The sequence below is a fragment of the Ruegeria sp. CL5 genome (assembly GCF_056536485.1).
This window is the reverse complement of sequence record NZ_JBQFPS010000002.1, coordinates 182,019-202,901: the sequence shown is the minus strand read 5'-3', so window position 1 is coordinate 202,901 and position 20,883 is coordinate 182,019. Positions and strand designations below refer to the sequence as shown.

General features: G+C 56.2%; 25 protein-coding genes and 1 tRNA gene. 10 read left to right on the top strand and 16 right to left on the bottom strand.

Translation table 11 applies throughout. From position 1 onward, the window contains the following. Nucleotides 1-27 precede the first annotated feature (27 nt). Together ACR0IU_RS04665 and ACR0IU_RS04660 are read right to left on the bottom strand one after the other, a co-directional pair. Nucleotides 28-357, bottom strand: coding sequence for a sarcosine oxidase subunit delta (locus ACR0IU_RS04665; RefSeq protein ID WP_010442021.1), 330 nt, complete (start codon nt 355-357; stop codon nt 28-30). A 76-nt stretch (nt 358-433) separates the two neighbouring features. Next, a complete protein-coding gene (locus tag ACR0IU_RS04660; protein WP_010442020.1) occupies nt 434-1,678 on the bottom strand; it encodes a sarcosine oxidase subunit beta family protein in 1,245 nt (414 codons plus the stop codon). A 177-nt stretch (nt 1,679-1,855) separates the two neighbouring features. Between ACR0IU_RS04660 and ccmI the strand changes: the two genes are divergently transcribed. Genes ccmI through ACR0IU_RS04645 form a run of 3 tightly spaced genes read left to right on the top strand, consistent with a single transcriptional unit; the run spans nt 1,856 to nt 3,797 of the window. Further along, a complete protein-coding gene (gene ccmI, locus ACR0IU_RS04655; protein ID WP_480715422.1) occupies nt 1,856-3,085 on the top strand; it encodes a c-type cytochrome biogenesis protein CcmI in 1,230 nt (409 codons plus the stop codon). After that, the gene (gene ruvX / locus ACR0IU_RS04650) at nt 3,082-3,546 is read left to right on the top strand and encodes a Holliday junction resolvase RuvX (protein WP_010442018.1); all 465 of its coding nucleotides are present in this window, start codon (nt 3,082-3,084) and stop codon (nt 3,544-3,546) included. Before ccmI ends, ruvX begins: the two co-directional genes overlap by 4 nt. 17 nt (nt 3,547-3,563) lie before the next feature. Beyond that, on the top strand, nt 3,564-3,797 hold the full coding sequence (locus ACR0IU_RS04645; RefSeq protein ID WP_010442017.1) for a DUF1289 domain-containing protein: 234 nt from the start codon (nt 3,564-3,566) through the stop codon (nt 3,795-3,797). 500 nt (nt 3,798-4,297) lie between these two features. Here the strand turns inward: ACR0IU_RS04645 and ACR0IU_RS04640 are convergent, their stop codons facing one another. The 6 genes from ACR0IU_RS04640 to ACR0IU_RS04615 all read right to left on the bottom strand — a co-directional run bounded on the left by ACR0IU_RS04640 (nt 4,298) and on the right by ACR0IU_RS04615 (nt 8,410). Further along, a complete protein-coding gene (locus ACR0IU_RS04640; RefSeq protein ID WP_010442016.1) occupies nt 4,298-5,026 on the bottom strand; it encodes a SpoIIAA family protein in 729 nt (242 codons plus the stop codon). 36 nt (nt 5,027-5,062) lie between these two features. Next, entirely contained in the window at nt 5,063-5,848 is a 786-nt protein-coding gene (locus tag ACR0IU_RS04635; RefSeq protein ID WP_480715421.1) for a hypothetical protein, read from the bottom strand. Then, on the bottom strand, nt 5,842-6,666 hold the full coding sequence (locus tag ACR0IU_RS04630; protein ID WP_480715420.1) for a sulfite exporter TauE/SafE family protein: 825 nt from the start codon (nt 6,664-6,666) through the stop codon (nt 5,842-5,844). The genes ACR0IU_RS04635 and ACR0IU_RS04630 overlap by 7 nt, the downstream gene beginning before the upstream one ends. 28 nt (nt 6,667-6,694) lie before the next feature. Continuing rightward, the gene (dusA, locus tag ACR0IU_RS04625) at nt 6,695-7,714 is read right to left on the bottom strand and encodes a tRNA dihydrouridine(20/20a) synthase DusA (RefSeq protein WP_480715419.1); all 1,020 of its coding nucleotides are present in this window, start codon (nt 7,712-7,714) and stop codon (nt 6,695-6,697) included. An 89-nt stretch (nt 7,715-7,803) separates the two neighbouring features. Continuing rightward, nucleotides 7,804-7,880: transfer RNA gene (locus ACR0IU_RS04620), tRNA-His, on the bottom strand. Nucleotides 7,881-7,927: 47 nt separating this feature from the next. Beyond that, nucleotides 7,928-8,410 carry an N-acetyltransferase family protein gene (locus tag ACR0IU_RS04615; protein ID WP_480715418.1) on the bottom strand — a complete coding sequence of 161 codons (483 nt, stop codon included), beginning with the start codon at nt 8,408-8,410 and terminating at the stop codon, nt 7,928-7,930. 78 nt (nt 8,411-8,488) lie between these two features. Between ACR0IU_RS04615 and ACR0IU_RS04610 the strand changes: the two genes are divergently transcribed. Further along, nucleotides 8,489-8,677 (top strand): DUF6324 family protein, encoded by a 189-nt coding sequence (locus ACR0IU_RS04610; RefSeq protein WP_010442011.1) that lies wholly within the window; start codon nt 8,489-8,491, stop codon nt 8,675-8,677. Here ACR0IU_RS04610 and ACR0IU_RS04605 read toward each other — a convergent pair. Further along, nucleotides 8,674-9,105 carry an MmcB family DNA repair protein gene (locus ACR0IU_RS04605; protein WP_480715417.1) on the bottom strand — a complete coding sequence of 144 codons (432 nt, stop codon included), beginning with the start codon at nt 9,103-9,105 and terminating at the stop codon, nt 8,674-8,676. The genes ACR0IU_RS04610 and ACR0IU_RS04605 overlap by 4 nt on opposite strands. Before the next feature lie 102 nt (nt 9,106-9,207). Between ACR0IU_RS04605 and ACR0IU_RS04600 the strand changes: the two genes are divergently transcribed. After that, entirely contained in the window at nt 9,208-9,528 is a 321-nt protein-coding gene (locus ACR0IU_RS04600) for an ArsR/SmtB family transcription factor (protein ID WP_260022663.1), read from the top strand. Beyond that, a complete protein-coding gene (locus ACR0IU_RS04595) occupies nt 9,525-9,950 on the top strand; it encodes an SRPBCC family protein (protein WP_480653480.1) in 426 nt (141 codons plus the stop codon). Before ACR0IU_RS04600 ends, ACR0IU_RS04595 begins: the two co-directional genes overlap by 4 nt. A 216-nt stretch (nt 9,951-10,166) precedes the next feature. Here the strand turns inward: ACR0IU_RS04595 and ACR0IU_RS04590 are convergent, their stop codons facing one another. The 4 genes from ACR0IU_RS04590 to ribB are packed head-to-tail and all read right to left on the bottom strand — an operon-like array spanning nt 10,167 to nt 12,686. Continuing rightward, on the bottom strand, nt 10,167-10,472 hold the full coding sequence (locus ACR0IU_RS04590; protein ID WP_480715416.1) for a hypothetical protein: 306 nt from the start codon (nt 10,470-10,472) through the stop codon (nt 10,167-10,169). 59 nt (nt 10,473-10,531) lie between these two features. Continuing rightward, on the bottom strand, nt 10,532-11,014 hold the full coding sequence (gene nusB / locus ACR0IU_RS04585) for a transcription antitermination factor NusB (protein WP_480715415.1): 483 nt from the start codon (nt 11,012-11,014) through the stop codon (nt 10,532-10,534). Further along, a complete protein-coding gene (locus ACR0IU_RS04580; RefSeq protein WP_170472384.1) occupies nt 11,011-11,562 on the bottom strand; it encodes a 6,7-dimethyl-8-ribityllumazine synthase in 552 nt (183 codons plus the stop codon). The genes nusB and ACR0IU_RS04580 overlap by 4 nt, the downstream gene beginning before the upstream one ends. 2 nt (nt 11,563-11,564) lie before the next feature. Next, complete coding sequence (ribB, locus tag ACR0IU_RS04575) at nt 11,565-12,686, bottom strand: 3,4-dihydroxy-2-butanone-4-phosphate synthase (protein ID WP_170773051.1); 1,122 nt, start codon at nt 12,684-12,686, stop codon at nt 11,565-11,567. Nucleotides 12,687-13,084: 398 nt separating this feature from the next. Between ribB and ACR0IU_RS04570 the strand changes: the two genes are divergently transcribed. Then, complete coding sequence (locus ACR0IU_RS04570) at nt 13,085-14,068, top strand: phosphatase PAP2 family protein (RefSeq protein ID WP_480715414.1); 984 nt, start codon at nt 13,085-13,087, stop codon at nt 14,066-14,068. 3 nt (nt 14,069-14,071) lie between these two features. On the opposite strand, the gene ACR0IU_RS04565 is transcribed toward ACR0IU_RS04570, so the two are convergent. Then, on the bottom strand, nt 14,072-14,659 hold the full coding sequence (locus ACR0IU_RS04565; protein ID WP_010442003.1) for a riboflavin synthase: 588 nt from the start codon (nt 14,657-14,659) through the stop codon (nt 14,072-14,074). 141 nt (nt 14,660-14,800) lie between these two features. Between ACR0IU_RS04565 and ACR0IU_RS04560 the strand changes: the two genes are divergently transcribed. The 3 genes from ACR0IU_RS04560 (at nt 14,801) to ACR0IU_RS04550 (ending at nt 19,311) form a co-directional block, all read left to right on the top strand. Next, nucleotides 14,801-16,099, top strand: a complete 1,299-nt coding sequence (locus ACR0IU_RS04560; RefSeq protein WP_480715413.1) for a capsule biosynthesis protein — start codon at nt 14,801-14,803, stop codon at nt 16,097-16,099. Nucleotides 16,100-16,179: 80 nt separating this feature from the next. Continuing rightward, nucleotides 16,180-17,310 (top strand): polysaccharide biosynthesis/export family protein, encoded by a 1,131-nt coding sequence (locus ACR0IU_RS04555; RefSeq protein ID WP_480715412.1) that lies wholly within the window; start codon nt 16,180-16,182, stop codon nt 17,308-17,310. Between the two features lie 3 nt (nt 17,311-17,313). Then, entirely contained in the window at nt 17,314-19,311 is a 1,998-nt protein-coding gene (locus ACR0IU_RS04550) for a capsular polysaccharide biosynthesis protein (RefSeq protein ID WP_480715411.1), read from the top strand. A 3-nt stretch (nt 19,312-19,314) separates the two neighbouring features. Here ACR0IU_RS04550 and ribD read toward each other — a convergent pair whose 3' ends face one another. Together ribD and nrdR are read right to left on the bottom strand one after the other, a co-directional pair. After that, entirely contained in the window at nt 19,315-20,415 is a 1,101-nt protein-coding gene (ribD, locus tag ACR0IU_RS04545; RefSeq protein WP_480606602.1) for a bifunctional diaminohydroxyphosphoribosylaminopyrimidine deaminase/5-amino-6-(5-phosphoribosylamino)uracil reductase RibD, read from the bottom strand. Continuing rightward, the gene (gene nrdR, locus ACR0IU_RS04540) at nt 20,412-20,882 is read right to left on the bottom strand and encodes a transcriptional regulator NrdR (protein WP_008756450.1); all 471 of its coding nucleotides are present in this window, start codon (nt 20,880-20,882) and stop codon (nt 20,412-20,414) included. The genes ribD and nrdR overlap by 4 nt, the downstream gene beginning before the upstream one ends. Nucleotide 20,883 lies beyond the last annotated feature (1 nt).

The window sequence follows — 20,883 nt, the reverse complement described above, 5'->3', positions numbered from 1 at the left end:
CGGGAGTATTTTTGAAAAGATGAAGCATCAGGAGAACTCTCTCCACGTCCATCCAGGACGTTTTGCGGTGATGGCGTCTTTGATTTCTTTTGGCGGCTCGGTGGTCTGGGCGGAATAGGTCCCGAACACTTCGAGCGATTGGGTGCAACGGGCGGCGTGGAACCACTTGCCGCAACCGTTGGCGTGGCGCCAGCGTTCGAAATGAACACCCTTGGGGTTTTCACGCATGAACAGGTAGTCATGGAATTCGTCATCAGACGAACCAGGGCCAAAGCGCTTCAGATGCGCCTCGCCACCTGCAGCCAATTCAGTTTCTTCGGCGTCGACGCCGCAATAGGGGCAATTTAGGATCAGCATATGTTCATCCTTTTGGCGGTTGGTCGACAACTTGGCCGACCAGAATTCTAATCAGTGGCGCGTTTGGGCTGTACCCCTAGTGCGCCACCCCGGCGGCGACGCTTTCGTCGATGAAGCGGCCTTCTTTGAAGCGGTCGAGCGAGAAGGCTTCAGTCAGCGATGAGTGGCCTGTCGCCATCAGCTGTGCCATGCCCCAGCCGGATCCCGGGATCGCCTTGAAGCCTCCGGTGCCCCAGCCACCGTTAATAAAGCAACCCTGTAACGGCGTCTTCGACAGGATTGGAGACCGATCGCCGGTCATGTCGACGATACCGCCCCACTGGCGCAGCATCTTGAGGCGCGAGATCATCGGGAAGGTCTCGACCAGCGCGCGGACGGTTTCCTCAATGTGGTGGAACGAACCGCGTTGGGTGAAGTTGTTATAGGCGTCGGTACCGCCACCGATCACCATCTCGCCCTTGTCGGACTGAGACATATAACCATGCACCGTGTTGGCCATGACGACCACATCCATGCAGGGTTTGATTGGCTCGGACACCAGCGCTTGCAGGGCAACGGCCTCGAGCGGCAGACGGAATCCCGCCATCTCGGCCAACTGGCCAGAATGGCCCGCAACTACGATGCCCAGTTTGTCACAATCAATGGCACCCTTGGTGGTGTCGACACCGACAACGCGGCCATTTTCCTGGCGCACTCCCGTAACTTCGCACTGCTGGATGATGTCCATACCCATTGCGGAACATGCACGTGCATAGCCCCACGCCACGGCATCATGGCGCGCGGTGCCGCCACGCTCCTGCCAGAGCCCGCCCAGAACCGGATAGCGCGGGCCTTCCAGATTGATGATCGGCACCAGCTCTTTCACGCGCTCGGGTCCAATCCACTCGGTCTGAACACCCTGCAGCGCATTCGCATGCGCGGTGCGCTGATAGCCGCGAATCTCGTGCTGAGTCTGCGCCAGCATGATCACGCCGCGCGGGCTGAACATGATGTTGTAGTTCAACTCCTGGCTAAGATCCTCGTACAAGCCGCGCGCCTTTTCATAGATCGCCGCCGAAGGATCCTGCAGATAGTTCGAACGGATAATGGTCGTGTTCCGACCCGTGTTGCCACCGCCCAGCCAGCCCTTCTCGATCACCGCAACATTCTGAATGCCGTAGTTCTTCCCGAGATAGTAAGCAGTTGCCAGACCATGCCCACCTGCACCGACGATGATAGCGTCATAGCGCTTTTTCGGTTCCGGAGAACGCCAGGCGCGTTCCCACCCGGTATGGTAGCGCAGCGCTTCGCGCGCCACAGCAAAGGCTGAATAGTGTTTCATGAGCGAATCCGTTCGGTCTTCGATGATTGGCGCAGATATGCCGTGCATTGACATATTAGCCCTGCCGCACAACGTCGCAATAATGCACTATTGCGACATGACCGCCCCTAGCGGCCATTTGTCCCTTTTTTCCATGCGCAGACAGGTCTAAGTCAGGGCAACCATTTTGGAGGGACCATGTCGTTTTGGGTTCTCATCTTCCTGATTGCACTGCTCATCGCCGTTTTTTTGGGTTACACCATGCTGCGCGGTCGTCGCGACTCGGGCCCTACCGCCGCCTATGACCTGCGGGTCTATCGCGAGCAGCTGACAAGCGTTGATCGAGACTTGGCGCGCGGGGTAATCGCAAAAGCCGATGCCGAACGCGTGCGCACGGAAATCTCGCGCCGAATCCTGGCTGCTGATGCGCAGATGCGCGGCGAGGCTGAAAGTACAGGACCATCACCAACAGTCACTGTCGTGGCCTTCGTCGTCATGGCGGCCATACTGATTGGTGGAGCGCTGGCAATGTATCGCCAACTGGGTGCGGCCGGATTTCCAGATATGCCACTTTCGGCGCGGTTGGAAATGGCAGAAGAACTGCGCGAGAACCGGCCTGGCCAGGCAGAAGCCGAGGAATTGGCAACGCCGGTGCAAGCACCGCCACTGGACGAAAGTTACGAAAACCTTCTGAATCGATTGCGCGAAACAGTGGCCGTACGACCGGACGATCTGCAAGGGCAAACTCTGTTAGCGCAGCATGAGACTAATGCCGGAAACTTTAAAGCAGGTTATGAGGCGCAGACGCGAGTAATCGAGCTGTCGGGTGAAAGCGCACCGGCACAAGCTTATTCCGATCAGGCCGAGATGATGATTCTGGCCGCTGGTGGTTATGTCTCTCCCGAAGCGGAGGAGGCATTGCGATACGCGCTCGAGCAAAATCCAAGATTGGGTCCTGCGCGATATTATTGGGGACAAATGCTGGCGCAGACCGGACGACCAGATATGGCCTATCGGGTTTGGGTGGATACATTGCGCGACGCACCTGCAGGTGCGCCTTGGGCAGACGCCATTCGTGCCCAGATCGACGATTTGGCGTTTCGCGCAGGGGTATTCAACGCGCCGGATCTGTCTGCAACGCCAGCGGCACCAGGTCCCAGCCAGGAAGATATGGACGCTGCCGCCGAGCTATCGCCCGAAGAACGTCAGGACATGATACGAGGAATGGTGGATCGGCTTTCTGAACGGCTGGCCAGCGAAGGTGGATCGCCCGAGGAATGGGCGCGACTGATCGCAGCCTTAGGCGTATTGGGCGAAGCGGCGCAGGCGATAAAAATTCGTGACGAGGCTGTTGCAGTTTTCGCGGGTAACGATCAGGCGTTGCAAATGATCGACGCTGCATCAGTTCAGGCTGGTATCGCACAATGATCCACGATGCCTTCGAGGAATTCGCCGCCGCCCTTTCACCGATGTCGGCCCTCATGGGTCTGGATCTGGGCGAGAAAACCATTGGAGTTGCGGTGTCCGACCGAATGCGTGGCGTTGCGACTCCGCTTGAAACCGTTCGTCGTAAGAAATTCACGCTGGATTCCGCGCGTTTGATCGAGATCGTGACCGACCGTGAGATTGGCGGTATTGTCTTAGGGCTGCCTCGCAACATGGACGGCAGCGAGGGACCAAGATGTCAGTCCACGCGTGCATTTGCCCGTAATCTGGCACGTTTAACCGATCTGCCCATCGGGTTCTGGGACGAACGGCTTAGCACGGTTGCGGCAGAAAAAGCACTGTTGGAGGCGGATACGACACGAAAACGTCGCGGACAGGTTATCGATCACGTCGCCGCCGGCTATATCCTGCAAGGGGCGCTGGACAGACTGCGCTTTCTTTGACGGATCGGATATCGCCAATGACGAATATGGTTTGGAAACGGGACGAGGTCGAAAGCCCTTGCATCCAGATCTGCGTCGTTCACCCGACCGAGCGTATCTGCACTGGTTGCTATCGTACAATTGACGAGATCTCGCGCTGGTCCAAAATGAATAGCAGCGAACGGGCCGAGATTATGCAAGACCTTCCCGAACGCAAACCGCGTCTGGCCAGGCGTCGTGGCGGGCGTGCCGCACGTTTGGGCAATTCATAAAGCTATATGTCAGAATTTAGCTTTATGAGTTGGTGGTAATTCTTGGAGCGCATTTCGGTCTCGTAATTCTGCGCCGAACAATTCGACCAATTCAGCCCGATTTGCCGCTTGTTTCAAGTTTTTGCGCGCTTCATCTGGGACGCTGCTGACTCGAGGTCGATCCGACCTTTCCCAAATCAAAATTCGGTTCAAAACTGAGCGGAGTTTCATCTTAGGGCCAGATCAACAAAAATAGCCGCGCCGCTGTGGTTCAGACCCGAACTCTGAGGGGGTAGAAGAGCCCGGAGACCGAAGGTCGAGTGAGTGGCAACCCACAGCGGCGCGAAACAGTTTTCACCCTTCCCTCGCAACGTGGGAAAGATAAAACGCACACTTTAATTTTTTGACCAGCCAGTCAATAAAAACGTACTCGATAGCCTACATTCCGTAACGTCACCTTGGAAAAGAACAATTTGGCGCCGGTCAAGGCATTGTTTCCAATAGCTATTACTTGAGCAAGCTTACCCTGCCGCAAGCCAGGTTTTCGCATTTTCGAACTCTTCTGCAGGAAAATACTGTGTCCGGGTCCCCAATACGTGACTGGCCATGCGTTGCGCCATCTTTTGCCAGCTCTTATCGCCAACAATCGCTGCACGGTCCAACATACCGATATGACCAGCGGCCAACCGAAAATGCGCCGCCATCGCAGTAAGTCCTTGCCAGCCATCAAATTCGCGCAGATCAATCAGGAGACGAAATCCGTCGCGTTCACGCAACATTGCATCCAGGTCGGATTGCGCCTGACCGTATTCTTCAGAATCAAGCTTGCCCATCAGACTAATCTGAACACACGGCCCACCTAGATCGGTCACATGGATCGCCCCGAGAGACTCACGCATCCAGCGGCGCGCCTCTTCCACTTCATCCATCCCAAAAACCTGCACAGGGCACGGAAGTATGGGGGCGGCCAATCGGATACTTGTCTGAACCCAGCCTTGATCGGCGACAACCCCGATCCGATCAAAACCACGCCAATGACTGAGCCCCAGCTTGGTATCAGACCATGCCGCGCCGAGGTCGTATCCTTTGAACTCAGGCGTTGCGATCGCCAGAAGGCGAACCGAATCGTGATCCTCAAGCGCCGCCTCGATTGCGGGCACCAATGTGGCGGCGTAATCCGCGCTTGTCACCTCGCCTGAAAGCTCCACTTCGATCAGCGCACCATCAGAGTTTGTATGGACTGTAATCATCTAAATCATCCTCCAAAGCCAAATAATGGCAGGAGGTTACGGAGTTTCCAGCCATTGTGCCACACCGCCCGGCAACTCGGGACGGAAATAGGCGATCATCCGTCCATCTGGCCCGGCATTCGCATTAGCGCCCCATGGGGCAACACCATGCAGACAGTGACGATGCAACAGATAGGCCTCACCCGGCCGTGCAGGCAGTTCAATCCGCCGACAGTTTTGAAACACCTCCAGTCGGGCAGCCTGATAGGTATCCGTGATATCAGTGTTGGCCAATTCGCCCGAAGAGACATCTTTCAGCGCGTTGCGGAACGCTGCACCAAGTATTTTATGGCTACCATCCCAAACCACCATGGGTGAGGCATCACAAGACGCTTCTGTCAGCGGAATGCCCAATATCCAGGCATGCGGTTCATCCACGTGCCGTCGCCGGTCTGGTCCCGATGGCTTCAATCCATCCACATGCGCAGCATCGCGATTGGCACGATATCGTGCGGCGGCTTCACCTTCACCCCGGCGAGGCTGAGGATACCCAGGATAAATGACCGATACCTGCGCCTTATGCAGGTCGATCGCCCCGAATTGTTGCTGCGCGAACTCAATTGCCGCGCCGGACAATGCTGGCGACCCTTCCACCCTGCCCTGCGCGTCGTTTTCCAGCGCGTCCACACCGATGAACCAAGTCCCCTCGCAATCATGCCAGATAGAATGTAGCGGATCGTCGATCGCGTTGCGGGCCGCAGGCAGAACCTGCGCCACCCACTGGGCGAGTGCTGCATCATGAGAAAACCTGACCCAACCGCGGTTGTAAAAGTCGTCTACCATCCCAGAGCCTTGCGCAGCATATTCAACGCCACGAGCGTAAGGAACACCGCAAATACGCGTCTAAGCGGTTTCGGGTCCATCGCGTGAGCAAGCTTTACGCCCCATGGCGCAGTGATCATGGTCATGGCCACAACGATACTGAAAGCCACAAGATTGACCGCTCCAATGGTCAGAGGCGGGCGATGCTCAGGTGCGATGTTAAGAAACAGAAAGCCCAGCACCGATGGCACTGCGATGATCACGCCAAATCCAGCGGCGGTCGCAACTGCGCGATGGATCGGGGTGTTGTAGAGGCTCATGAGTGGGACGCCAAAGCTGCCCCCGCCGATCCCCATTAAAACCGATAGAAATCCGACCGAGGGGGACAAGGCGGCACGGCGCATACCTTTGGGCATCGCGTCCCCCAGTCTCCATTCGGATTTACCCAGTCCCAGATAGGCTCCGATGACCATGCCAAGAATACCGAATAGCGCCTGCAACAACTCTGTTCTCAGCGCCGATGCCACCAGAACGCCGATAACCGCACCAGCTGCAATACCCGGCCCCCAGCTGCGCAAAATATCCCAGTCAACCGCACCTTTTTTGTTGTGGCTCAGCACCGAACGGACAGAGGTCACTATTATCGTCGCCAGCGAAGTTGCCAGACACAATTGCATCAACTGTGGGCCGCCATATCCAAGTGTTTGAAACGCATAGAAGAAAGCAGGCACAAGCACGATACCGCCCCCAACGCCCAACAACCCGGCCAAAACCCCTGCGAAGGCGCCAATGACAAGCAAAAGCCCCAGCATCTGGGCCAGCAATATCGTATCCGGCATCATCCCTCCAAATCGGCCAAGGGCCGTGTCAAACCGCCTGCTCTACCGATGCATTCGACACAATCGAATCCAGAGCCCGCAGGATCACCTCAGGCCCTGCATTTTCGCGCACTGCGCCCTCAGATAGCATCCGTCGCCACCCCCGCGCACCCGGACGTCCTGCGAACAGACCCAGCATATGACGTGTGATCTGGTGCAATCGCCCACCACCGGCAAGATGGGCTTCGACATAGGGCAACATTTTTTGAACCACGTCCATCGGATCTGCAATCTGGCCGATTCTAAAAATCAGCGGATCTGCTCCGGCCAGAATATCCGTTGGCTGATGATAGGCCGCGCGCCCGATCATGACGCCATCAAGCCCTGCGTCCAGTTGCTCCTGCGCTTGTGCCAGCGATGTAATTCCGCCGTTGATCGAAATGTGAAGGTCGGGAAAATCTGCCTTCATCTGATGAACCAGTTCGTAGTCAAGCGGAGGGATATCCCTGTTTTCCTTAGGGCTTAGCCCTTGCAGCCATGCCTTTCGAGCGTGAATTGTGACACGTTCACATCCCGCCGCTTTGATTTGCTCAAGGAAAACGGGCAGCACCTTTTGAGGGTCTTGCTCATCAACCCCTATCCGGCACTTTACAGTTACTTCAGCCTCCACGACCTCACGCATAGCCGCAACACATTCCGCAACACGCGCAGGTTCGCGCATCAAAACGGCGCCAAACGTGCCCGATTGCACACGGTCGGATGGGCAGCCACAATTCAAATTGATCTCATCATACCCAGCCTCGGCCCCCAACTTGGCAGCCAGTGCCAGCTCGCTTGGATCGGACCCACCCAACTGAAGCGCGATTGGGTGTTCCTGGGGGCTGTATTCAAGCAAATGCAACGCCCCGCCCCGAACCAAAGCGGGTGCCGTCACCATTTCGGTGTACAACAGCGTTCGCGAACTCAGCAGGCGATGCAGATACCGACAGTGACGATCCGTCCAGTCCATCATAGGGGCGACAGAAAGGCGGGCGGCAATGCGGGTTTCTGAAAACTTAGCGTCCGGCATGTCTCAACTACACCTCTAAAATGCGGTTTATTGCAAGCGCCGGATCACCCCCGAGACCTTATTCGGCAATCGATGCAAGTCCGGGGAAATGGTACCGCCTCCCTGGCTTGAACAGGGGACCTCTGGATCCACAATCCAGCGCTCTAACCAACTGAGCTAAGGCGGCACTCGTGAGGGGCGATTTAGCGAAGGCGTGCGAGGATTGCAAGGGGATTAAAGCCGAATTCGCCAGCTTTGTTCCACCAGATCGACCCCAAAGGAATGTACCGGCTTGCTGTCTGTAAGCCGCCATCCAAACGAGCGGTAAAGCCCGCAGGCCGCAGCGTGGCTTTCATGAGTCCAAAGCGCCATTTCACGATATCCCGCGCCGCGCGCAAAGCCCATGCAGGTGGTCAAAAGACGCTTTCCAAGCCCCAGCCCGCGAGCTTCGGGCACCAGCAAAAACAAGCGCAGCTTGGCAGTGTGGTCGTCCTGCGTGACACAGAATATACTTCCAAGTCGCTCACCTGCGCGCTCGGCAATCCAACCGCATTCGCGTTCCGAGTTACTATTGGCAATAAAATCCTCAAGAATTCGCGCCACTAGTGGGGCGAAAGTCTCGTCGAACCCCTCATCGCGGGCATACAGCGTACCGTGACGTTCCACCAGCCACGCGGTGTCATCTGGACGAAAGGGTCTAAGGTTGATGTTATCCATTCCCTATCTGACCCTATAGCCCGCTTGATTCTCAACCCGTTGCACGCTAGCACCAAGGCTGAATTCCCGGAGGCACAAATGGGCATCAACACCGAACGCGAAATCGAAGCGAACCTGCAGATCGGCCCCACCGATCAGGGTATGGTGCGTCTGTTTATTGAAGGTTCCGGTATTGAGATTCCGATGGATTTTGACCCGGAAGAGGCCGAAGAAATCGCCGAGGAAATCCGCGCCGCTGCTCAGGCAGCGCGGGCAGTCAGCAGTTAAAGTCGCGGATCACGCAGCGTATGCAGCCTGCGGGCTGCGTCTACAGCAAATTTCTGGATCATCTTCTTTCTTCGCGCCGGGGCCACTTTGCTTTCCGGGCTCATTCGGATGATCTCGGCATCATATGCGTCAGCAATAATCAACCCTGTGTCTTCAGGCAGCAAATCGGTCGGAAAGTCAGTGTCTACCGCCCAAAAGAATCGATCACACCATTCCAGATAGCCCTGCCACTTAGAGTCTGACTGATAGTCAGCCCGACTGGATTTGCACTCGATCACCCACAGCTCGCCCTTTGGGCCCAAGCCCATCACATCGACGCGCAGACCCCGTGCCGGTACAAATTCCTCAATTGAAACATAGCCAAGGGTTAACAAATGTCGCGAAACACCGCGTGCCAGTTTTTGTCCAGGTTGTAGATCGAGTGTCATACCTAAAATGTGAACAATTAGTGAACAAAAATCAAGCTCTTGACATGATACCATTTGGTATCTCATTAATATGGTACCTAATGGTATCATATGGAGTGTACCATGGACCCGAAGATTCAAAACGCGTTCCGGGCGCTTGCTGACCCTACCCGTCGGGACATTGTGCAGATGTTGGCGGCCAAGGACATGACGATCGCACAACTCACCGAACGCTTCGACATGACACGGGCGGCGGTCAAAAAACACCTGACTGTTCTGTCAGATGGCGGTCTGATTACGGTCGAAGCAAAGGGCCGTGAACGCATTAATCGGCTTGAACCCAAGGGGATGGCCCCTGTTCTGGACTGGCTCAGCTATTTTGATCGGTTCTGGGACGACCGCCTTTCGAACTTAAAAGAAGCGATAGAGAGGAATAAAAAGTGACCAATGCCGTATTGCAAAAGACCATATTCTTGCGGGCCGAGCCCGAAACTGTTTGGGCTTACCTAACCGAACCTGACCGTCTGGCAGAATGGTTCCACAAACCCGAACAACCTTTGGCAGCGGGTAAAAAGCTTGAGATGTTCGGGACGACCAGCGGTGATCTTCTGATCTGGGGTGAAGTGCGTGAGGCGCGCCGCCCAGAATATCTGGAATACACATTCACCGTCAAACCAATGGGTAACGCCGTGAGCGTGGTCAAATGGACCTTGGAACCGGTCCCGGGCGGTACACGCCTTGGCTTGTTGCACGAAGGGCTACCACAAGGGGTCGACGCCTTTGGCCTGATCCTTGCACTGGACAATGGCTGGGACGAACATTTCGGTAAGATGCGCACAGCACTGCACGAAACTGTTGATGCATAACCCCTTGTGCGAACCCGCTTCACGCCCTACTTAAGCGCTTGGCGGGTTCTGCCCTTCTCGTGCACGGCAGCATTCCGGTGGCCTTAAGCAATTCCGAGGGAGCTGGCTCTGTTCAGGTCCTGGCCTGATTACCTGGCGCCCACCTGTATACACAGGTCCTCGGGAATCAAAGCCCCACGGTTGACTGGTGGTCCCGCCACATTTTTCCTTTTCAGATCAATGATCTGATCGCACTTCCTGTTTCACGATTGCAGGTCGGAAATTGTGGGCAACAGCTGATCCACCGCGCGGCCCCTGGGGTTTTTCTGCCATGCTCATGATCTTGTAGGCGAACTGAACTCCTGCAAATACGATCCCGTTCATAAACCAGATCATCACCAATGCGATCAGTCCGATCTCTGACCCTGTAATCAGGTGGCGCAGGTTGGCAACGTTCATCGCCAGAAGCACCCCGACAAAAACAGCCGAGATGACAAAGCCCCATGCAACTTGAGTGATATACAGTCGGACCAGTTTGGGCATGGCGAACCTCCTTGCGCTCTGCCTTTCAGGCTAGCGCAAATCTGTTCCGGGTAAAGGCGTCAGAACGCCTCGGGTTGGGCTTCGCGCGCCATGTGATCCAGCACAGCGTTGACGAATTTGGGTTCTTTACCTTCGGGGAAGAATGCACGGGCCACGTCGACAAATTCAGTGATGACGACTTTGGGCGGTGTGTTGCTTTGGGTCAGCTCCGCTCCGGAGGCTCGAAACAGGGCGCGCAGGGTCGGATCGATGCGAGCTATGGGCCATTTCGCCACCAGCGCGCGATCCGTCATTTGGTCGATCGGCGCCTGATAGTTCACGGCGTCATCCACCAGTTTGCGGAAGACGCTGATATCGCCATCCAGCATTTCTTCGCCTTCATAGACGGCGCCAAAACGGTGATCCAGAAACTCGGTTACGACCACCTCAGTCGTCTGACCCGATTGCTCCATCTGGAATAGCGCCTGCACGGCATAGAGGCGTGCGGCGGATTTCATCAGGCGTTTCTGGTTGGCCGGTTTCGGCGCGTCTGTCTTGGTCATGCGGTTGTGGATCCGTTGCTGTCGCCCGCCACAAGGATGGACTCGGACGGCGGCTTGAAGCCCACGCCCTTTTTCGAAGAGCCCCACTTACGGCTGAGCGCGATCAGATGCAAGGCCGCAGCGGCGGCTCCGCCGCCTTTATTCATCTTTTCAGGGTTTGCGCGAACTTCGGCCTGATCGTCATTCTCGACTGTCAGAATTCCATTGCCGATGCACAGGCCCTGCAGGCCCATCAGCTGGATAGCACGGCTCGAGTCGTTGCAGACTGTTTCATAATGCGTGGTCTCGCCGCGAATGACACAGCCCAGCGCGACATAGCCGTCAAAATTGCACTGACGGTCGGCCATGGCGATAGCAGTCGGAATTTCCAACGCGCCGGGAACTTCGACAACCTCGCAGGTACCGCCAGCCGCCTCGATCTCGGCTTTGGCACCTGCAATCAGGTTGTCGGCAATTGCGCGATAGAAAGGAGCCGCCACAATTAGCAACTTCACCGGTTTATCGAATGTCGGCGTCGGCAGGATACCATGTTTGTCTTGTTCAGCCATTTTCAGTCTTCCTTGAGGATCGAGCGGGTTCCGACAATGGACAGCCCAAAGGCGTCGAGCCCCAGATATACAGTTTCGGGTGAATCAGTCAGCAACACCAGTTCCTGAACACCCATCTTGGATAGAATCTGCGCACCCAGGCCGGTTTGCTTGATAGTCCGCGGACCTTCATCTTCGGCAGCATAGAGAGAATTGCGGGGCTGGCGGAAAAGGCAAACGACGCCGCGCCCCTCTGCGGCGATCTTCTCCATCGCGCGAGGCAGCTCGCGCGAGGATTTCGGGCCGAGCCCCAGAATATCCGGTGCTTCATGCAAAGCATGGGTCCGAGTCAGCACCGGCTCGGGCGTGGTGATATCACCCTTGATCATGACAACATGTTCGATGCCATGGGTCTGATCGGTAAAAATCCGCATCTCCCAGTCGCCACCGTATTCCGAGGTCACCGTCTCACGCGAGGTTTCGACGACCAAATTATCATTACGCGAGCGATAGCTGATAAGGTCGCTGATTGTCCCAATCTTCATGTCATGCTCTTTGGCGAACTCTACCAAATCAGGCAGGCGCGCCATGGTGCCGTCGGGGTTCATGATCTCACAGATCACTCCCGCTGGCTTCAACCCGGCCAGACGCGAGATATCCACCGCCGCCTCGGTATGACCCGCGCGCACAAGCACCCCACCGCGCTTGGCACGCAACGGGAACACATGGCCCGGTGTCGCAATATGTGCCATCGTGTTTTGCTCGTTGATCGCGGTCGCGACGGTCAGCGCGCGGTCAGCGGCGGAAATACCAGTGGAAACTCCCTCGCGCGCCTCAATCGAAACGGTGAACGCCGTCTCGTGACGTGATGAATTGTTAACGGCCATCATCGGCAGCCCAAGATGATCAATCCGTTCTGCTGTCATGGGCAGACAAATCAGCCCGCGCCCATGGGTGGCCATGAAGTTGATGGCATTCGCGTCGGCAAATTCTGCAGCAATTACGAGGTCGCCCTCATTCTCGCGATCTTCGTGATCGACAAGAATGTACATCCGGCCTTTGCGGGCCTCTTCGATGATGTCCTCGATCGGGCTGATCGCCTCGCGCAACTGGGCCTCAACCGGTCCGGGGGTTTCAAAGCTCATGGGGTAAGCCTTTCGCATGGCAGGTTTGCTGGCGAAATAGACCACGTGCGCGTCAATGACCAGCCCGTATGCGCTCCGGTTTGTGCGATCCGCCCTTGGCATTGGAATGTGCAACAAGTAATTCAATTTAAGACGGGCGTAAAAACTGGCCACTGCGGGTGTATATATGCCTGTTTCGATACGCCGATATTGTTGCCATTTTCTGAACCTTTGAGGGGCAAATGTGGGCTTTGTCCACAAATTGCCGCAATCAAGCCCTCGGAATGCCCGATATCAAAGGCACCTAAAACTCAACAATTCCCTAGTGTGTCGAGATATCGAGCCCAGTGTCCAAGACCGCCTATCTCCCTGCTTCTAATGCAGTTCTGATAAATTCCCTTTGGCGTAACAGGCTGTTATTGTCACTGGTTGCGCTGCAAATCGCATGCGCCATCGCCGTCAGCCTCTATGTGGGCCGGTCATTTTGGGATTCCTCGACCCCCATCCTTTTAGGGATATCGCTCCGTCTGCTTTGCTTTATGTTCGCAAATTTCATCCTCTGGAGGCTTGGTGTTGCGATTTTTGTGGTCAAACCGAAAAAGCCAATTCATTGGATGTTGCAAGACCTGCGAACCAAACTGACAGACGTCGAAAAAGCACCCGACGTTTTGATCTGCTTCGTCAGCATCGTTGCTCTGATCGTAACCTACACATTTTTGAAGAACGAAATTCACTCGTTGAATCCCTCTCTTTGGGACACACAGTTTGCGCAATGGGACAGGTTCCTACACGGCGGCGTCGATCCCTGGACTTTGCTAAGGCCCGTCCTTGGGTCGCCAGTGATTACAACAGCTTTGAATGCGGCCTATCATATCTGGTTTCCGATGCTTTATATCGCCGTCTGCGTGGCCTGCCTGGATCGCCGTGATCCAATTCGTAGCACGGTATTCCTGGTCGCCTTTGTGCTGTGCTGGTTTGTCGGGGGCAACGTGATCGCGACGGTCTTTGCATCTGTCGGTCCTGTTTACTATGAACCCTTCAATCTGGGCACAGATTTCGTTCCGCAGATGGAATTGCTGCGCCAATCACATGAAATCAGCCCAGTCTGGGCGCTGAAAGTGCAAAGCACGCTGCTGGATGGCTTTCAAAATTCGGGGCTCGCACGAGGTATCTCTGCTATGCCTAGTATGCATGTCGCTTCAAGCGCGCTCCTGGCGCTGTATGGGTTCACTTATTCGCGGTGGCTGGGCTGGGGGCTGACGGTGTTTACCTTTGTCATCCTGTTGGGATCGGTACATCTTGCGTGGCATTACGCCATTGATGGATATGCCTCGATCCTGTTGGTCCTTTTCTTCTGGTGGCTGGCCAAAAGGCTCACGGCACGGTTCGGGCCGGGAACCTGAGGTTCAGGACATCTCGGCCAGACGGGCCACGTATCTGGCCAGAGTATCGATCTCAAGATTCACCTTGTCACCAACCGCAACATCACCCCATGTCGTGACCTCTTTGGTATGCGGGATGAAGTTGATACCGAAGTCACATCCCTCAACATCGTTGACCGTCAAAGACGTGCCGTTCAGCGCTACCGATCCTTTTGGCGCGATAAACCGAGCAAGATCAACGGGTGCGCGCAAAGTCACACGCGTGCTATCGCCCTCGTCAGCTACAGCAATCACTTCGGCTACGCCATCAACATGGCCCGAGACGATATGCCCCCCCAGTTCATCCCCGACTTTCAAGGCGCGTTCCAGATTTACCCGCGTGCCGACCTGCCAGTGATCCAGATTGGTCTTCGAAACCGTTTCGGCGCTGATCTGAACATCGTACCAGTCGTCCCCCAGCGCGATAACGGTCAGACACACGCCATCGCTTGCGATCGAAGCACCCATATCGATCCCTGCTGTGTCATAGCTGGTCCTGATCCTTGCCCGTAGGTCACCCTGCTGGTCAAGTTCGGCAACGGTGCCAATATCGGTGACGATCCCTGTAAACATTTCATCAACCCCAAGAGCCTAAATTCAATAATCGAGGTAAAGGCACCCAGCCCGACGAACAAGCCCTGCCTTGCCCAGAAACCAACAAAGAGGCATAATTTCATCCAAACGTACCACTAATATTCCTTGCGAGCAGACTATATGGCATCTTCAACCACCTGCCCTGACCGGCGTGTGTTCCTGTTCCTGCAAGGTCCCCATGGCCCATTCTTCAATGCACTAGGTGGTATGCTGCGCGCGGCCGGAGCCAAAGTCATCCGTGTTGGATTCAACGCGGGCGATCAGGCGTTTTGGAGCGACACGACCAGCTTTATTCCCTATCTGGGGGATCCCGACGATTGGCCAGCTACATTCACCGACATAGTTACACTCAATGGTGTCACTGATATCGTACTCTATGGTGATACCCGGCCTATCCATGCAAATGCGGTTCGAATTGCGAAATCACGCGGCATTACTATCCATGTTTTCGAAGAGGGATATCTGCGCCCCTGGTGGGTGACGTATGAGCGCAATGGCTCGAACGGAAACTCGCGTTTGATGGAGCTTGATGTGGAAGAGATGCAGACGGCATTGGCGCAGTCTGAGGGTCAAACCCCTCCGCCGCCCTCGCATTGGGGGGATATGCGCCAGCACATTTTCTACGGCGCGCTTTACCATTGGTTCGTGATGTTCATGAACCGGCGCTATCGAAATTTCCAGCCTCACCGCGAGCTACCGGTCGCCAAAGAGTTTCAGTTGTATTTCAAGCGCCTGGCACTGATGCCAATCCACAGATTACAGCGAAGATGGGCAACGACTCGGGTCAGGCGGGGGGGCTTTCCCTATCACCTTGTCCTGTTGCAACTGGGTCATGACAGCTCGGTGCAATCCCATTCGGATTATTCCTGCATGAGCGAGTTTCTTAGCCAGGTGATTGACGGTTTTGCCAAGGGCGCCCCTGCGCACCACCACCTCGTCATCAAAGAGCATCCGCTGGAAAACCATCGTGAACCACTTCGGCACATGGCCCAGCGCATGGCCGAAAAACTCGATATCACTGATCGCATTCACTATGTCCCGGGTGGTAAGTTGGCAAAACTTCTCGATGAAGCAAGATCAGCAGTAACCGTGAATTCAACTGCAGGCCAACAAGCCCTGTGGCGCGGCATTCCCCTGCGCAGTTTCGGACGGTCGGTATATGACAAGCCACAGTTTGTTTCCCGGCAGCCAATCGAGGCTTTTTTTGCTGGCCCCAATGCTCCGGACAGCAAAGCCTACCGGGACTATCGACAATTTCTTCTCAATACCAGTCAGATTCCGGGTGGCTTCTATTCCCGAAAAGGACGTCGACAATTATTGCGCCGTGCCGCAGATATGATGCTTATGAAACAGGGTCCATATCAGTCGGCACTGGAAGACAACGAGGCCGCAACGCCACAGTTGCATCTTGTTAAGTAACTTGAATCAACCCGTTGCTGGATGTTTGGCATTGAAACGGGTAACCTGCCCAAAACAAAGACGACTGAGGTAAATCGGCAGTGCAGCGTTTTCCTACCCGATGGATACGGGGGGCTTCCTTTGTGGTGGTCCTTGGTTTGCTGGCAGCGTGTCAGCTTCCGAAATCCGGACCTAACAAAACAGAAATCCTGGCCGGTTCTATCGAAAACGGCGGCAACGCATTTGTTGTCGAAGTCGACGACCGCGTGGCACGTGCCGCCTCCGCGGTTCCGCAATACGGGTTCTCACAGTCATTTCGCAGCGCCCAAAGCATCGCATCTGATACTGTACGTCCCGGTGATGTTCTGAATCTTAGCATCTGGGAGAATGTCGACGACGGGTTGCTGACTTCTGAAGCGGGTGGTGCGACCAATCTGGATCAGGTTCAGGTCGACAGTGACGGATATATTTTCGTTCCCTACGCTGGTCGGCTGCGTGCAGCGGGCAATACTCCCGAGCAATTGCGCACCCTGATTTCCAGCAAACTGGAAGAGCAAACGCCGGACCCACAGGTTCAGGTTACGCGCACGCCGGGCAATGGGTCGACTGTTTCCTTGACCGGGACTATCGGTGCACCGGGTATTTACCCGATCGAGCGCCCGACAGGAACCTTGTCGACCATGCTCGCGCAAGCGGGAGGCGTCGCAGTTGCATCGGATATTGCTTTGGTAACCGTGATCCGCGGAAATCAAAAGGGAACGATCTGGTACAACGATCTTTTCCGCAATCCGGAAACCGACATCGCCCTGCGCGGCGGTGATCGCATTCTGGTTGAACAGGATAGCCGCTCGTATATTGCACTGGGTTCGACTGGGCAGTCCCGCGTGGCGTTCGAAAGTCAGGATTTATCAGCCCTTGAAGCTCTGGCACAAGTCGGGGGCCTTCAGTCGCTTTCGTCAGACCCCACCGGGATTTTCATTCTGCGCGACGAACGACAGGACATTGCACGTAGCGTTATGGGGCGCCCTGAGCTGACGGGTGATCAACGCATGATCTACCTGTTGAACCTGACCGCACCCAACGGCTTGTTTGTTGCACGTGATTTTGTGATCCGCGACGATGACACGATCTATGTCACCGAAGCCCCATATGCACAGTGGAGCAAATCAATCTCGCTGATCGCCGGAGGTCTGACACCATTTGCGAATGTAGCGACACTTACAGGAAACTAGTGGATGTTTCCTGAACCGGAGAGCATGGCCGGGGGCGAACGCTCTCGGCTATTTGTTTACAACGGTGGTTTCCTGACACAACGGCGTGTGCGCCGGATCCTGTCTTTGTCCGGGTATGACATTCGGCTTGGTCTGCCCCAACACGAAGATCTTGTTGGGGTCTGGGGCAACAGCCCAACTGCTCATCGCGGCTTGACCATAGCGCGGAAACGCGATGTGCCCATCTTACGGATCGAAGATGCGTTCCTGAGATCTCTGCAACCCGGACGCAGCGGCGAGGCCCCGCTGGGATTGCTGCTTGACCGTGCAGGTCTACATTTTGATCCTACTACGCCATCCGATCTGGAAACCCTGCTTACGACACATCCGCTGGATGACACTGCCCTGCTGGATCGCGCGCGCGGCGCGATTGCGCGCCTACGCGAATTGCACCTCAGCAAATACTCTGCCTACGATCTTGACCAACCACCCCCTGAACCCGGCTACGTTCTGGTGATTGATCAGACCCAGGGAGATGCGGCCGTTACTGCGAGCCACGGCGACTATGCGCGGTTCCGCGAGATGCTGGTCATTGCACAAGAGGAAAACCCAGGCGCACGCGTCATCATCAAAAGCCATCCCGAAACGACCGCTGGTCATCGGAAAGGGTATTTTTCTGATCAAGATCTGAGTGACCGCGTGTCCATTCTGGACCACCCCATAAGCCCTTGGTCACTGTTGGAAGGCGCTATCGGTGTTTATACACTGTCGTCACATATGGGATTTGAAGCCATTCTGGCGGGACATAAACCCCGAGTGTTCGGGCAACCGTTTTACTCAGGGTGGGGGCTGACACAGGACGACGTCCCCCTCCCCCGTCGACAACGCAACCTCACGCGGGCGCAGCTTTTTGCAGCAACAATGATCCTGTATCCGCGCTGGTACGACCCCTATCAAGACTGCTTGTGCGAATTGGAAACCGTGATCGATACACTCGAGGCGCAGACCCGCGCTTGGAGACAGGATCACAAAGGTTGGACCGCATCGGGTATGCGGGTGTGGAAGCGGCGGCGCCTGCAGCGCATTTTCGGTCAACACGGTAAGCTGCGTTTTACATCCGAGCAGCCAAAAGATACCGCACATCCCCATATGGCCTGGGCGAGCCAAGCGCGTGATACTTTGAGCGCAACACGCGTCGAGGATGGCTTTCTACGCTCGCGTGGATTGGGTGCGGAATTGGTGCCACCGCTTTCGCTTGTGACCGATGATATCGGTATTTACTACGACCCGACCCACCCCAGCCGGCTAGAGGAATGGATCACCGCGCGAGAGACGCTGCGACCGGACCAGAGGCTTCGATCAGAACGGCTGATAGCCCGGTTGCTCTCTGACGGCCTGAGCAAGTACAACGTCGGTCACCCTGCCCCGGACCTGCCAAAAGGCCATCGCATTCTGGTGCCGGGGCAGGTAGAAGATGACGCCTCGATCAGACTGGGTACAAGCAATATTCGCAACAACCTCGATCTGCTGCGTGTAACGCGCAAGGCCAATCCTGATGCTATTCTGATTTACAAACCTCACCCGGATGTCGAAGCCGGATTGCGAGAGGGCAAAATCGAATCAGATTTGGCTGACATTGTGGTCAAGCGCACCGACCCCGCCACCCTGATGACTCAGGTAGACGAGGTTTGGACTATGACCTCTCTGCTGGGGTTCGAAGCTTTGCTGCGCGGCGTCAAGGTCACGACGCTAGGCGCGCCATTCTATGCTGGGTGGGGGTTGACGACAGATTTGGGGGCTGTGCCTGCTCGTCGCGGCGCGCAGCCTTCATTGATGGGCTTGGTACACGCAACCCTGATCGACTACCCGCGATACTTTGATCCCGTGACTGGACAGGCTTGCCCAGTCGAGATCGCGGTTGAGCGGCTTGCGCACGGCGCACCAACGGCGACAGGACCTATGAACCGCCTTCTGTCCAAACTACAAGGAATGATGGCAACGCATGCGCGTTGGTGGCGCTAAGGCCTAATGCGTGACGCGCGCCCAACGGTGCAGGATATCACCGCCAACAACCTGCGTTTCGATCAGATCGAACCGGGGTGCGGTTTCCAAAGTATCCAACCCTAAGGCTCCGATCGCCGAAAGACCTTCGGCTCCGATCGTAAGCCCGGCGGTGAAACCAACCAGCTCATCGACCAGATCACTTTCTAGCAAGGACGCAGCCAAAGCTGATCCGCCTTCACAAAAGACGCGGGTCAGCCCCGCTTGCCCGAGCTGGTGCAGCAGATCAGCGGCTTCAACGTGATGATCGTCCAATGCGCATGGGATCAGTCGCGCACCAAGCCCCTCCCAGGCGCGGGCGCGATCAGGATCCGGATGAGGACCATGGCAGAGCCAGACCGGAATTTTGGACGCGGTCCGCGCGAGATGCCCCATCAAAGGCAAGTCCAGATGCCGAGACACCACCACGCGGACCGGCTGGCGTTCTACGCCTAAATCGCGAACCGTCAGCGACGGATCATCAGCCCGCGCCGTTCCCGCGCCGACCATGACCGCATCATGGCGGGCCCGCATGGCGTGCACTGCACGGCGTGCATTGGGGCCGGTGATCCACTGGCTGTGCCCGGTTTCAGTGGCAATCCGACCATCAAAGCTGCTGGCCAGTTTCAGTGTTACAAACGGTCGACCTTGCTCGGTTTTCAGAAAGAACCCCGCGTGATCCCGTGCCGCCTGTTCGGCCAGAACCCCGGTAACGACATCAATCCCAGCTTCACGAAGCAAGGTGAACCCTTGTCCAGCCACACGCGGGTCACTGTCTTCGATTGCCGAGACAACACGTGCAATTCCAGCCTCGATCAATGCTTCGGCACAGGGTGGCGTTTTTCCGTGATGCGAGCAGGGTTCAAGAGAGACATATGCTGTCGCACCTTGTGCCGCCTCGCCTGCTTGGGCAAGTGCGATGGGTTCGGCATGCGGGCGGCCTCCGGGCTGCGTCCAGCCGCGTCCGACAATACGCCCATCGCGCACGATCACGCACCCGACGGACGGGTTCGGCCAACACGTGCCCTGGCCGCGCCTCCCCAAAGACAAGGCAAGCGCCATAAATCGCTTATCTGCTTCGTTCACTCGTCCGTCGAAGGTTGCGGCGGGCGCAACTCGTGGACAAACTCCTCGAAATCGTCGGCCGCCTGGAAATTCTTGTACACACTCGCAAAACGAACATATGCGACCGTATCAATCCGGGCCAGCGCTTCCATGACAATCTCACCGATTTTGTTCGATGGGATATCGGTTTCACCCATGCTTTCCAATCGGCGAACGATACCCGAAATCATCTGGTCGATCCGCTCCGGATCAATCGGCCGCTTCTGCATCGATATGCGGATTGAACGCTCAAGTTTGTCGCGGTCGAAATCTTCTCGTTTTCCATTGGTCTTGATCACAACCAGATCGCGCAACTGTACACGCTCATAAGTCGTAAACCGTCCCCCGCAGGCCGGACAAAACCGGCGTCGGCGGATCGCGACGTGATCCTCAGCCGGGCGTGAATCTTTGACCTGAGTATCGATATTTCCGCAAAACGGGCAGCGCATC